The 12,733-nt window shown below is 70.9% G+C and carries 11 protein-coding genes; all 11 read right to left on the reverse strand.

Annotated elements, in window-relative coordinates:
• Positions 1-83 precede the first annotated feature (83 nt).
• A complete protein-coding gene (locus QQZ14_RS00310) occupies positions 84-1,619 on the reverse strand; it encodes an Ig-like domain repeat protein (protein WP_284532156.1) in 1,536 nt (511 codons plus the stop codon).
• A 70-nt stretch (positions 1,620-1,689) separates the two neighbouring features.
• A complete protein-coding gene (locus QQZ14_RS00315) occupies positions 1,690-2,505 on the reverse strand; it encodes a sortase (protein ID WP_284532157.1) in 816 nt (271 codons plus the stop codon).
• Between the two features lie 152 nt (positions 2,506-2,657).
• Positions 2,658-5,024 (reverse strand): hypothetical protein, encoded by a 2,367-nt coding sequence (locus tag QQZ14_RS00320; protein ID WP_284532158.1) that lies wholly within the window; start codon positions 5,022-5,024, stop codon positions 2,658-2,660.
• Positions 5,025-5,296: 272 nt separating this feature from the next.
• A complete protein-coding gene (locus QQZ14_RS00325; RefSeq protein ID WP_284532159.1) occupies positions 5,297-6,904 on the reverse strand; it encodes a phosphate ABC transporter substrate-binding protein PstS in 1,608 nt (535 codons plus the stop codon).
• On the reverse strand, positions 6,901-8,169 hold the full coding sequence (gene pstA, locus QQZ14_RS00330) for a phosphate ABC transporter permease PstA (protein ID WP_284532160.1): 1,269 nt from the start codon (positions 8,167-8,169) through the stop codon (positions 6,901-6,903). Before pstA ends, QQZ14_RS00325 begins: the two co-directional genes overlap by 4 nt.
• A gap of 1 nt (position 8,170) precedes the next feature.
• The gene (gene pstC / locus QQZ14_RS00335; protein WP_284532161.1) at positions 8,171-9,187 is read right to left on the reverse strand and encodes a phosphate ABC transporter permease subunit PstC; all 1,017 of its coding nucleotides are present in this window, start codon (positions 9,185-9,187) and stop codon (positions 8,171-8,173) included.
• A gap of 251 nt (positions 9,188-9,438) precedes the next feature.
• Entirely contained in the window at positions 9,439-9,831 is a 393-nt protein-coding gene (locus QQZ14_RS00340) for a VOC family protein (protein WP_284532162.1), read from the reverse strand.
• A 39-nt stretch (positions 9,832-9,870) separates the two neighbouring features.
• Entirely contained in the window at positions 9,871-10,485 is a 615-nt protein-coding gene (locus QQZ14_RS00345) for an HAD family hydrolase (RefSeq protein WP_284532163.1), read from the reverse strand.
• Positions 10,482-11,261 carry a 3'(2'),5'-bisphosphate nucleotidase CysQ gene (locus tag QQZ14_RS00350; protein WP_284532164.1) on the reverse strand — a complete coding sequence of 260 codons (780 nt, stop codon included), beginning with the start codon at positions 11,259-11,261 and terminating at the stop codon, positions 10,482-10,484. Before QQZ14_RS00350 ends, QQZ14_RS00345 begins: the two co-directional genes overlap by 4 nt.
• 69 nt (positions 11,262-11,330) lie before the next feature.
• The gene (gene pth / locus QQZ14_RS00355) at positions 11,331-11,930 is read right to left on the reverse strand and encodes an aminoacyl-tRNA hydrolase (protein ID WP_284532165.1); all 600 of its coding nucleotides are present in this window, start codon (positions 11,928-11,930) and stop codon (positions 11,331-11,333) included.
• A gap of 38 nt (positions 11,931-11,968) precedes the next feature.
• Positions 11,969-12,634: a 50S ribosomal protein L25/general stress protein Ctc gene (locus QQZ14_RS00360; protein WP_284532166.1), complete on the reverse strand. Its 666-nt coding sequence runs from the start codon at positions 12,632-12,634 to the stop codon at positions 11,969-11,971.
• Positions 12,635-12,733: the final 99 nt, after the last annotated feature.

The following is a 12,733-nucleotide window of genomic DNA, read 5'->3' on the forward strand; positions in this document are numbered from 1 at the left end:
GTGTATAAGCGACAGGCCCGGGGCGGGGGCGGACCGGCACGGCCGGTGTCACGGTGAAACGGGAGCCACTGGTGGTGCGGGTGTCACTTCTGCTTGATCGTGAAGACCTTCGTCGCGCCGGCGACGTTGGCGTTGCCGCCGTAGACCGCCTTCAGCTTGTTCTTGCCCTTCGCGAGCTTGAGCGTGAACGTCGCCTTGCCGCCCTTGAGCGTGGCGCTCTTGAGCGTCTTGTTGCCGAGCTTGATCTTCACGGTGCCGGTGGCGGTCGCGCCGTCGGCGACGACCTTGACGGTGCCCTTGGCCTTCGCGCCCGCCGCGACCGAGGCCGGGAAGGTCTCGGAGATGGTGGCGGAGGTCTTCACCCGCACGGTGGCGGTGCCCTCGGACGCCTCGAAGATCGAGCCCTCCGCGGGCTGGAACACCGCCCGGTAGGTGTGCGATCCGGCGGCCACGCCGGTGAGCGTGGTGCTAGCGGCACCCGAGACCATCGGCACGTCGTTGGCGACCTGGGTGTCGCCCTCGAAGAAGTCGACCGAGCCCGACGGCGGGGTCGAGCCGCTCACGGTGGCGACCAGGGTGGCCGTCTTCGCCTTGGCGCTGCTGGCCCGCAGCGAGGTGGTGGTGGTGACCTGCTGGTTGATCGTGAAGTTCGTGGTCGCGGTCTGGGTCGGCGAGCCGCACACGCCGCCGTGTGCCGCGGTGGCCAGCTGCTGGAACCCGGACTCCTCGATCAGTGCGCGAGCGTCGGTCGAGCACACGAAGCCGTCCTCACCGAAGACCGACTGGATGTCGGCGCGGGCGAGGTCGGCGCCGCGGACGACGGTGTACAGGGCGCGGTCGGCGCTCCAGCCCTTCTCGAGCTGCAGCGTGGTGCCGAGAAGCCCCGCGCGGCCCTTGGAGAACGGGGCGATCGCGTTCGGGTCGTTCTTGATCGGCGCGTCGTCGTGCTCCTGGACCTCGGCCACGCTCGCGCCGAAGTCGACCGCCACGCCGCCGTTCATCGCCTTGAGCTGGTCGGTGAAGAAGCCCCGGGTGCCGGAGCCCGGCTGCGGGATCTTGGGCGCGATCACACCGGCCTGGCCGCCGAGCTGCGACCAGTTGGTGACCTCACCCTTGTAGATCGAGACGATCTGCGCCGGCGTGAGCGTGTCAGGCGCGTGGGTGGGCGTGCTGTGGGACACGGCCATCACCAAGGTGTCCAGAGCGAACGGGATGCTCTGCAGACCGGCCTGGACCTCCTTCGTGCTGGGCCCCGAGGACGAGCGGGCGAAGTCGATGTCGACGTTGTTGCCGGCGCCGTACAGCAGCGCCTTGCCGGCACCCGAGCCGTTGGGCCGGGGGATCGTGCCGCTCGGCAGGGTGATGTTGCCGCCGCCCAGGGCCGCGAAGCTCGCGATCCTGTACGCGGGCGCGGGGGTCTGCGCGTTCCAGCCCCGCTCGGCGAGCAGGTGGAGGGTGGTCTGGATGGTGTCGGACCCGACGCCGATGAGGTCACCGGCGACGGGGGTGAACGTGGGGTCGTCTGCTTCGGCGGCCGAGGCCGTTCCGGCCGACAAGACGACGGCCGAGCCGGCGAGGGCGGCCGTGATGACGGCTGCGAGGGACTTGCGTACCAACATGTGTCGTTCGCTTCCTGTGATGATGTGCATTGGCTGTCGTGAAGACGCCGCCCCGAGACGGCACGGACGGTCAGATCAGGTTGGGCAGCAGTCGCATCACCACATCCGTGGAGGCCCAGGACAACGCGATCGCGAGGGGGCTGGCGACCACCCACACGAGCGCCGTCGACCATCGCTGACGGGCGGCGACGACCCCGAGGGTCAGCGCCAGGAGAAGGGCCAGGCACAGGGCGAGGAGCGGCAACGCTCCGGCGTCCGCGGCCATCGCCTTCTCCGAATCGGGGACCACCGAGGGGCGGCCGGGAGGCGCGGGGTACGCCTTGGTCGTGTCCGCGTCCACGTAGACGACGGACTCCGGCGCGATCGCGCCGAGGCGACCGGCGCCCTCCGCGGTGACGAGCGTCAGGCGGCCGCCGCCCTCCACCACGGGCTGCGGCAGCGGGTCGCCCGCGCGGCGCACCCCGAGGACGGTGTAGGTGGCGACGCCCTGGGCGCCGGTCACCTCGATCTCGTCGCCCGCGTGCAGGTCTGGCAGGTCGGCGAAGGGCGCGCCGTACGACGCCGCCCGGCCGTAGACGACCGAGGTGCCGACCTGACCCGGGAGCACGGTGTCGCGGCGGTGGCCGGGACCGGCCAGGAGGTCGCCGGAGGCGGTGCCCTCGACGACCACCTGCTCGATGCCCAGAGAGGGGATCGTCAGCAGCGCGATGGGGTCGCCGACCGGGACGACCGGGCCGACCGGCGCCGTGGCCCCGGCCAGGTCGGTGCGCAGCTCGCCGTAGAGCAGGTCCTGCGCACGCTGCTGGGAGATCGAGCCGAGGAACAGCAGTTGGGCGGCCATCCAGAGGCAGACGATCGCGATCATCGTGAACGACGTGGACAGCACGGAGGCCGCGGTGTCCGTGCTCGACGGTGGCCCCGCGGGTCGCGGCGCCGGGCGCGGTCGACGGTCCGCCTGCCGCCGACCCGGTCGCGCGCCGGGCAGCTGGGGCCTCCGCAGAGACCGCGGCCGGCCCGCCGGCTTCTCGAGCGTCACCGTCATCCCCGCCTCCGGACCACGGGCGCCGCCACCCGCAGCGCCGTCGCCGCGACGCAGCCGACGGCGCCGAGCAGGATGAGCAGGGGCAGCAGGCCTCCGGCGAGTTCCGAACCCACCGGCTCGGTGGCCGGCATCGAGACGGCGGTCGGAGGCGCCGACGGGGCAGCGGACGGGACCGGCTCGGTCGACGGCTCCTCCTCGTCGGGCACACCCGGCGGGGGGGCGACCGAGCCACCGTCCGAGCCGCCAGCATCCGGACCGTCGGTCGGTGCCGGTCCTGTGGTGTGCTGCGCCTCGATCGCGTCGGCCGTCTCCTGGGCGGCGTCGAAGAGCTTCGCGGTCGGCCCGGTCCGGGTGATCGGCAGGAAGCCGCCGGGCAGCTCTCCGTTCCCACTACCGGTCTTCTGGCCCTCGGTCGTGGAGATCCGGATGAACTGGGCGACCTTGGCTGCGTCGTCCTTCGCCAGGTTCTGCAGCCGGGCCGCGGTGTAGACGACCATGGTCCCCGGGTAGGCGGCGCCGGATCGACGCACGTCCCCCTGGTCGAGTGCGAACGGGTGGTACTTCTTGCGCTGGTCGGCCAGCTGCACAGCGGCGGCCAACGACCGGGAGTCGGGTTCGACGTACGTGCCCGGCTTGGCCTCGAGCGCGGCCGCGCGCAGTCCGTAGCGATCGGCGTCACCCAGGCTGACGATGCCGAGCATGAACCGGGAGCCGTAGGACTGCCGGTCGATCCGGCCGAGCTTGTAGAGGCCCGTCCCCAAGTCCTTCTCGCACCGCGTCTGGACGTTGGGCCAGGAGTCGAGCAGGGCGTCCGCGATGTCCCGCATCGTGCTCACCGGGGCGGCCAGCTGGCTGAAGTACACCGCCGGGTTGTCCTGGCGGCACGTGTTCTGCGTCTCGGGGACGTAGGTGTCGAGCATCGGCCAGTCGGCCCGCGGCACGTCGATGTTCTTGTACTTCGGGTTGACGACCATCCCCCACGGGTCCTTCTTCCCGTGGATGAACGCCATCGCGGCCTGGTCGTGGGCGATGTAGTCCGTCAGCTGCTCGATGACGTCCGAGGAGTTCGAGAGCGACAGGACGGTCGCGCCGGCCTCTTGGGCGTTCGGGCTGAGCCCCGGGTTCAGCTTGATGAACTCCGGGTCGCTCATGATCGCCAGCGGGTTGTCGCCGATGCCTGGGTGGGCTCGCCCGAGGTCGGAGCCCAGGTAGGACTGGGTCAGCAGCTTGGCGAGCAGCCGCCCGTTGAGCCTGAGGTCGGTGTACTCGCCGGCGTTGTCCGGCTTGTCGATCTGGTAGCCGATCGCGAAGCCGGTCACGGCGGTCGGGGCGTAGCCGATCGGGTCGGTGCCGCTGCGCGGGTGCTCGGAGGACACCTCCGCCGCCACGCCGCCGCCGTTCTCCATCAGGTTCCAGCCCGCGATGTCCGGCATCTGGTTGAGCTGGAACTTGAAGCGCTGCTTGTTCAGGCAGTACGCCGGCGCCCACTGCAGCGCGGCCTGGGCGAGCAGCTCGGAGCCGTAGAAGCCGGTCGGCGGCCGCGGGTCGAGCAGGTCGCAGGTGTCCGGCGGCAGACCAAACGTGATCGGGATCGAGAAGCGGTTCTGCCAGTTCGACGGCGCCCACCACAGCGCGGGCGAGGCCGCCTGGTCGACGCCCTCGTTGGCGAAGTTGCTGGAACCCGCGGGGAACCTGCCGCCCTTGCGGCAGGCCTGGTCGGAGATCGTCATCGGCGTCGACGGCTGGTCACAGCTCAGGCCGACGATCGGGATCACCACGATCGAGCAGGCCACCTTGTCGCTGCAGCCCAGCGACTCGTTCTCGACGTCGGTGCGCACCTCGAACTGCACCGACCCGGTGCCGTCGGTGTCGGTGAAGGCGGCGATCTCGGCGGGCGGGAAGGCCGCGTCCACGGCCGCCTCCGGCGGCATGTGGTCGGCGTCGCAGGCCACGAACGTCTCACCCTTCGCGGTGGCGAACGGGGTCAGCTTCGTGAAGTACGGCGAGATGTCCGCCGCCGGGCACTCCTCGGCCGTGGGGAACGGGTCGAGCCCGGTGATCCGGCCCTTGTCCTCGGGCGCCGCCGCCAGGTCGTGGGTCCAGGACGCCTCGCCCTCGGAGCGGGTGATCTGCGAGCGCTGCACGACCGAGGCGGTCCAGCAGGTCTCGGGCCGCAGCTGCTTCTTCGCCGGCAGTGAGAGGTCGTCGACGCCCCGGCACTGCATGACGACCACCGGGTACTCCTGGTTGAGCCCGTTCTCGCCGTACGGGTTGCTGGCCCGGCCACCGCTGGGCTGCGCGCCCTTCCAGCGGATGAGGATCCGCTGGCGGCCGCGCAGGTTCGTGGTCTCGTCCGCGGTCACGGTGACCGTGTGGCTCGGGAAGGAGTACGTCGAGCCGTCCGCCTGGACGAACTTCCGGGACAGCGTCTTGGTCTCGCTCCACCCGCTCTTGGCCGTGCGCCGGTCGAGGTGCGAAGGCGCGCCAGCGCGAGCCGTCCGCCGGTCGAGGTGCGAAGGCGCGCTAGCGCCTGAGCCTCGAGACCCCTCAAACCCGCCGCCGACAACAGGCCGCGCACCAGCTGCCGCGGGCACAGCGAGCCCGATCACCAGCAGCGCCAGTGCCAGCGCGCGCCTCACGACCGGCCACCGTTCACCCGGCGGCGCAGCGCTGCGACGTAGAACCCCGGCAGCAGCACGAGCGCCAGCAGCTCGAGCACCGCCAGCCAGCCAAAGGTCCGCTGGTCGACGGCCCGGTTGGCGGCGAGCTCGGTCGGGTTGGCGAACACCGCGTCCCCGGAGGTCGCCGTGCCCGTGTCGCCGACGGCCAGGCCGGTCTCCGGATCGATGGCGGCCGGCGCGTCACCCGGCCCGCCGGCGCCCGACCCGGCGCCCGCGTTCCCGCCGCCATCGCCACCGCCGGTGCCGTCACCGCCCGACGCGTTGGGGTCGTCGGTGCTGGGCTGGTTGGTGCCGGTGGCGGTTCCGCACGGGCCTGCGCCGACCTTGTCGCAGGAGGCGGGCTGCGGAGCCTTCTCCGCCAGCACGTTGTGGCTGAGGTTCTTGCCGTCGAACGTCGGGTTGTTGCAGCTGGTGACGTCCCGGTCGGTGAGGTCGACGTCCGGGTCCGCCGTCTTCAGCTTCGCGATCTGGGAGAACCCCGCCTGGACCAGGTTGAGCGGCAGTGGGGAGTAACCGTAGGGGCCGGCCTTCGTCTGACCGGCGCACAGCGAGTAGTAGGTGAAGTCCGCCAGCGTCTGCCGCTTCGCGGTCGTCATCCTCGGGTCGTCCTTGCCCGTCGGGATGATCATGTAGGAGTACGACGAGATCGGGTACGCCCGCGGGTCCGGGTTGGTGTAGACGTCGTCGAGGATCTGGGTCAGGTAGAGCTGGCTGTTCTTGTCCTGGTTGATCTTCGCCCTGGTCAGCGCGACGGCGGTGTTGTACTGCGTGGGCTCCACGAAGTAGCCCGCCTTGTTCAGCACCTTCACGACCGGGAAGTCGGCGTTGAGCGGGTAGGAGTACTCGACGTACCCGATGGTCCCGTTGCCGGCGAAGCCCTTGATCGTGTTCATCACCTGGTCGGAGCCGGCCTGGCTGATCATCTGCCCGCCGTGCTTGGGGTAGTACGACGTCAGCCCGGACTGCCCGAAGTAGGGACGCCAGATGCTCGGGTACTCGTGGTCCATCCACGTCGTGAACTGCGCGGTGGTGCCGGATCCGTCCGAACGGACGACAGGCTTGATCGGCATCGACGGGAACTTGCGACCGTTGTTGTCCTCGGTGATCGCCGGGTCGTTCCAGTTGGTGATCTGGTTGGTGAAGATCTTCGCGAGCGTCTCGCCCGAGAGCCGGAGGTTGCGGACCAGGTCGTTGCCGACCTTGAGCTGGTAGGTGAACGCCGTACCGCCGGCCACGATCGGCAGGTAGGCGAACTCGCGGCCGTTGCTCGTGTCGGCCTGACCCTGCTCGTCGGTGCCCTGGTAGGGGATCTCGGAGATCGCGAAGTCGGTGCTGTCCTGGGAGAAGTCCTTGCGGCCCTTGGTGGAGCCGCCCCCGGTGTAGACGACCTTCATGCCGTTGGCGTCGACGTCCGCGATCCACTGCTGGACGATCAGCTCCGACCAGGTCGAGCCGGTGCCCTCGATCTGCGCGTAGACGGTCGCGCTCGCCGTACCCGGCAGGGCCGCGATGCAGGCCAGGGTCAGGGCGAAGGCCACGATCGTGCGGATCAGGCGGGTCACGGGATCTCCTCGGTCGGAGCGGGTGGGTAGCGCTGCGCGAGCTCGTCGGCGGGGTTGACCGGGCCCATCGCGGCGAGCGGATCGCCCCGGCGCAGGTTGAGACCTCGCCGGTTCGTCCCGCCGGTGAGCCGCCGGCTGACCTTGGTCCGCTTGGTCCGCTTGGGCCGGGCCAGCAGGCGTGCGAGCACGAACAGGACGAGGACGATGGCCAGCAGGACGGTGGCGGCCGCGAACGCCCGGGCGATCGCGGTGGGCTCACCGGAGCGCACGAGCGAGTAGATGAACAGCGGGAGCGAGTTCATCACGCCGTCGGTCGGGTTCGTGACGAGGAACTGGGCGTTGCCCGAGGTCAGCAGCACCGGGCTCGTCTCACCCACCCCGCGCGCGACACCGAGGATGCAGGCCGTCGCGAGACCCGGACGAGCCGTCGGCAGCACGACGTGCCACACGGTCTTCCAGCGGCTCGCCCCGAGGGCGAGGCTGGCCTCTCGAAGGCCGCTCGGGACGACGCGCAGCACCACGTCCGAGGCGCGGGCGATGATCGGCAGCATCATCACGCCGATGGCGAGCCCGGCCGCCAGGCCCGACCGGGGATAGCCGAGGGCGACGATGAGCACGGTGTAGATGAAGAGGCCGGCCACGATGGAGGGCAGCGCCGTCATGGCCTCCACCACGGTCCGCACCACCCGGGCGTAGCGGCCGCCGACCTCGCTCATGAAGACCGCGGTCCCGATGCCGAGCGGCAGCGTGACCGCGACCGCGATGCCGACCTCGATCAGCGAGCCGACCACGCCGTGCAGGACACCGCCCTGGGTGAATGCATCCTTGGGCCCGACGCCCGCCATGTCGTCGGTGAAGAAGTTGAGGTGGGTCATCGGCCGCCAGCCGCGCAGCGCCACGAACACGATCGCGCTGACCAGCCCGGCACCGACGACGGCGGCGCCGGCGGTGATCGTGGTCGCCGCGATCCGGTCGCGGATGTCGACCGGTCCGCCCGACAGACCCGCGGTCACACCGGTGACGGCCAGCACGCAGACGAACCACACCACCAGCAGCCAGGGGAGGCCGGCCAGGGGCAGCAGTCGCTGGGTGATCAACCAGGCGAGAGCGAAGCCGGCCGCGACGGTGCCGTAGCGGACGAAGCGCTCGTCGGCCGTGGGCTTGCCGAGGGCGGGTCGCGGGATCGCGGGCGGGGCGTCGTCGTCGTACCCGGGCAGGTGCGTGGTGCCGGCGGCCGCGACGCCGGTCTCGGGTGCGAGCGTCATCTCAGGCGTCCGTCCCGGCGCCCGAGCGGCTGCGGTTGACGATCACGGCGGCGAGCGTGTTCACCGCGAGGGTGACGAGGAACAGCACGAACCCTGCGGCCAGGAGCGCCGAGAGCTGGGTGTCGTCGGCATCCCCGAAGCGGCCGGCGATCAGGGCGGAGACCGTGTTGCCGCCGATCTCGAGGATGCGGCCCTTGACCTCGAACGACGGCGAGAGGATCAGCAGCACGGCGATCGTCTCACCGAGCGCTCGACCCAGGCCGAGCATGGTGCCGCCGATGATCCCGCCGCGCCCGAAGGGGAGCACGACCGTGCGGACCATCCCCCACTTCGTCGCGCCGAGGGCGAGCGCCGCCTCCTTCTCACCCTCCGGGGTCTGGGAGAACACCTGACGCATGACGGCGCAGGACATCGGCAGCACCATCATCGCCACCGCGATGCCGGCGCAGAACATGCTGAAGCTGTACTGGGAGATCACGGTGTCGACGACCGCGGCGTTGGGATCGGCGTCGTGGACGTCGAAGAACGGCAGCCAGCCCAGGTTGCGGTCCAGCCACATCGCGAGCTCCGCGGCGTGGGGCATGATCAGGAAGAAGCCCCAGAGGCCCCAGATGATCGAGGGCACCGCGGCCATCAGGTCGACCAGGGAGACCAGCGTGTTCTTGAGGAACGCGGGTGCGTACTCGCTGATGTAGAGGGCGGTCAGCAGCGCGAGCGGGAAGGCGATGACCATCGCCACCGTCGCCACGCAGAAGGTGCCGGTCAGCACCGACGCGATGCCGACGACGTCGGCCTCCGGCAGCCACCTCGACTCGGTGAAGAAGCCGAGGCCGTAGTTCTGGGCCGTCGGGTAGGCCTGCCAGCCGAGGAACAGCCCGACCCCGCCGGTGATCACGAGGACGACGGTCCCGACGGTCCGGATGGTGTGGATGAATACCGCATCGGCTCCCGTGGACTTGCGGGAGATCTTGCGGGGACGGACGTCTGTGGACGTGCCCGGCACAGGAAGGGTGGTCACGCGGTGCCTTCTGACGATGCGCTCGGTGGAGCGGGGTGCTGGATCGCCTGAAGTGTCGAGACGTCACCAGAACGACGGGACCGTCGCCGATGAACGCCGCGCGAACAGCGCCGGCTCCTTTGACGAACTCACCGACCCTCGACGTTTCACCTGGTCGGATCGGGTCATACTCGCCCGTCGATCCGTAGTCCGAACGGGCCAGGGGTGCCTTCCCCGGGCTCGTTCACCTGTCGTTCTCCGTGCTGCGGCGGCTACCCCGCGAGCTCACCCTCCGAGCGCAGGATGCAGAACTCGTTGCCCTCGGGGTCGGCGAGCACCACCCAGCCCGTGCCGGGCCCGTGGAGCCCCCGCAGGTCGGCCACCTGCACCGCACCGTGGGCGAGCAGCCGCTCGACCTCCGCGTCCCGGGTGCCGCTGCGCGGTCGGAGGTCGAGGTGGAGCCGGTTCTTGCCGACCTTCTCCTCGGGCACCTCGATGAACAGCAGCCGGTGTCCGGTCTCGGGATCGCGGATCATGCACTCCTCGTGCCCGGGCAGGTTCGGGTCGCCGTCGAGGTCGACGTACCCGAGCACGCGCTTCCACCACTCCGAGAGCTCGTAGGCGTTGCGGCAGTCGATGGTCGTGTGTGCGACAAAGGCCGTCATGGGACGACCCTCGCGCTTGCGGCCGCCTCTGGCAACGGACTAGCGCCCCGGTTCGACGCCGTGGCCGGCGAGCAACGACCACAGCTCGGGCAGACCCCGGGTGAGCTCCCAGTGCTCGGCGGCGAGGCCGGCCGCCCGCGCCCCCTCGACGTTGGCGACGTTGTCATCGATGAACAGGACCTGCGCCGCCGGGACGCCGATCTGGTCCAGGGCCCGCTCGAAGTAGGCGCGCTCCGGCTTCACCGCCCCGAGATCGCAGCTGTAGCAGCTGACGTCGAACAGGTCGTCGTAGCCGAGGACCGTGCGCATGTACGCCGCGCGGTGCCGCTCCTGGTTGGTCCCCAGGTGCACGCCGTACCCACCCGCGCGCAGCTGGTGCACGAGGTCCACCGACTCCGGCGCCACCTCGATGGCGTTCCAGACGGCGCGGTAGAACTCCGCGGCGTCCACGTCGAGGCCGCGGCGCTCCACGGCGCGGGTGAACTCGGCGAGGAAGTCGCCCTCCCCACGCAGCGCGGGCAGCTCCTCGGCCCACGTCTGCTCCAGGAACTCGATCGCACCGTCACCGACGAACTGCTCGACGGCCGCGAGCCAGCCACCAGGCACGCTCTGCAGGACACCGTCGGCGTCGAGGAGCACATGCCGGATCGTCATTCGAGGCCGTGCTCCTTGATGAACGCGACGATCCGCTCGGCCAGCTCGGGACGGCACACGATGAGGTCCGGGAGGTAGACGTCCTCCTGGTTGTAGAGCAGCGGCGTGCCGTCGATGCGCGAGGTGAACAGGCCGGCCGCCCGGGCGACCGCCACCGGCGCGGCCGAGTCCCACTCGTACTGCCCGCCCGCGTGGACGTAGGCGTCGGTGAGGTCGCGAGCGACCGAGATGACCTTGACCCCGGCCGAGCCCATCGCGACCAGGTCGGCGCCGAGCTCCTCGGCGAGCGCGTTCACGAACGCGGGCGGGCGGCTGCGCGAGACGGCGATGCGCGGCCGCGGCGCGGTGCTCGGGGGTACGACGGGGGGCGCGCCGGTGTGGAAGGTCTCGCCGAGCGCCGGCTGGGCGACCGCGCCGGCGACCAGGTCACCGTCCGCCCACAGGGCGACGTGCACGGCCCAGTCGTCGCGCGGCACCTCGGAGAACTCCCGGGTGCCGTCGAGCGGGTCGACGATCCAGACCCGGCTGCTCGCGAGCCGCGCCTTGTCGTCCTTGCCCTCCTCGGACAGGACGGCGTCCCCCGGACGGTGCTCGGCGAGCAGGCCCATCAGCAGCTCGTGGGCGGCGCGGTCGCCGGCGTCCTTGAGCTCGCGGCCCTCCAGGCCCTCCGTGCGCACCTCGAGGAGGCGCTCGCCGGCGACGGTGGCCAGCCAGGCGGCGAGCACGTGGTCGTCGGTCGCGGCGGCGGCGGGCGGGGTGCCGGGGTCGAAGCTCATGTGCGGAACCCTATCGAGCACCGGATCCTGCGTTGACCCGCCCGAAAGTTTCGGGCGGGTCGACGTCGATCAGGAGTTGAAGCGCTGCTGCGTGGTCTCGAGCCCCTCGGTGATCAGCGTCTCCACGGCGTCGGCGGCGCGATCCACCTGGAACGGCAGGATCTTGCGCTCGGCGCTGGAGTAGTTCGACAGCACGAAGTCCGCGACGTCCTGTCGCCCCGGCGGACGGCCGATCCCCACCCGGACCCGGTAGAAGTCACCGGTGCCGAGCGAGGAGCGCATCGAGCGCAGGCCGTTGTGCCCGTTGTCGCCGCCGCCAAGCTTGACCCGCATCGTGTCGAACGGGATGTCGAGCTCGTCGTGGATCGCCACGATCCGCTCCGGCGGCACCTTGTAGAAGCCGGCGAGCTGCTTGACCGGGCCGCCGGACTCGTTCATGTAGCCGCGCGCCCGCATCAGCACGACGCGCGGGCCCGGCTGGCCGGGCATCCCCAGCCGGCCCTCGACCACCTCGGCACGCCCGGACTTGTGGGCACGGAACGACGCGCCCATCCGGGTGGCGAGCTCGTCGGTGACGAGGTAGCCCACGTTGTGCCGGTGGCCGGCATAGGAAGGGCCGGGATTGCCCAGCCCGACGACCAGCCACACGGGCGCGCTGGAGTCGGCCACGGGATCCCGGCCCTTTCTACGAAACAGGTGGAGCAGGGTCACTCCTCGGACGAGGACCCCTCGGAGGACTCGGCGCCAACCTCGTCGACGTCCTTGTCGGACTCCTCGCGCTCGATGCCGGCCTCGGCCTCGGCCTCCTCCAGCTCGGCCTCGAGGGCCTCGGCGGACTGCTGCGCGGTCACGTTGACGACCAGCGCCTCGGGGTCGAGGAGCAGGGTGCTGCCGGAGGGCAGCTTGAGGTCCGAGGCGTGGATCTGGGTGCCGGCCTCGGCGCCCTCGATGTCGACCTCGATGTACTCGGGGATGTGCGTGGCCTCGGCCTCGAGCTGGATCGTGGCGTTCTCGGTCACGACCAGGGTCTCGCGGGCGGCCTCGCCGACCAGCTGCACGGGCACGTCGACGGTGACCTTCTCACCCTTGATGACGGCGACGAAGTCGACATGCTCGAGGAGCCGCTTGATCGGGTCGATCTGGACCTGCTTGGTCAGCGCGAGCTGGGTCTTGCCCTCGATGTCCAGCTCGAGCAGGGCGTTCGCGCCGCCGTGCTTGAGCGCCATCATCGTCTCGTGGCCGGGCAGCGTGACGTGGATCGGGTCGTTGCCGTGGCCGTACACGACGGCCGGGACCTTGTTCTCGCGGCGGATCCGGCGGGCGGCGCCCTTGCCGAACTCGGTGCGGGTCTCGGCCTTGATCTTCTCGGACATGGTGGCTCTTCTCCTCGGTGGTGCTGGCTGTTTCAGGTCTCGGGCCGCGGCGCGCGGTGCAGATCGCGGGGGCACATCCGGACGGATCAGCCAGCCCTG

Source organism: Nocardioides sp. T2.26MG-1, assembly GCF_950101795.1.
In the GTDB taxonomy this organism is placed as follows: Bacteria; Actinomycetota; Actinomycetes; order Propionibacteriales; family Nocardioidaceae; genus Nocardioides.

Coding starts and splice junctions, on each gene's coding strand:
- QQZ14_RS00310 (WP_284532156.1), bottom strand. CDS start 1,619: ATGTTGGTACGCAAGTCCCTCGCAGCCGTCATCACGGCCGCCCTCGCC.
- pstA (WP_284532160.1), bottom strand. CDS start 8,169: ATGACGCTCGCACCCGAGACCGGCGTCGCGGCCGCCGGCACCACGCAC.
- QQZ14_RS00340 (WP_284532162.1), bottom strand. CDS start 9,831: ATGACGGCCTTTGTCGCACACACGACCATCGACTGCCGCAACGCCTAC.
- QQZ14_RS00345 (WP_284532163.1), bottom strand. CDS start 10,485: ATGACGATCCGGCATGTGCTCCTCGACGCCGACGGTGTCCTGCAGAGC.
- QQZ14_RS00350 (WP_284532164.1), bottom strand. CDS start 11,261: ATGAGCTTCGACCCCGGCACCCCGCCCGCCGCCGCCGCGACCGACGAC.
- QQZ14_RS00360 (WP_284532166.1), bottom strand. CDS start 12,634: ATGTCCGAGAAGATCAAGGCCGAGACCCGCACCGAGTTCGGCAAGGGC.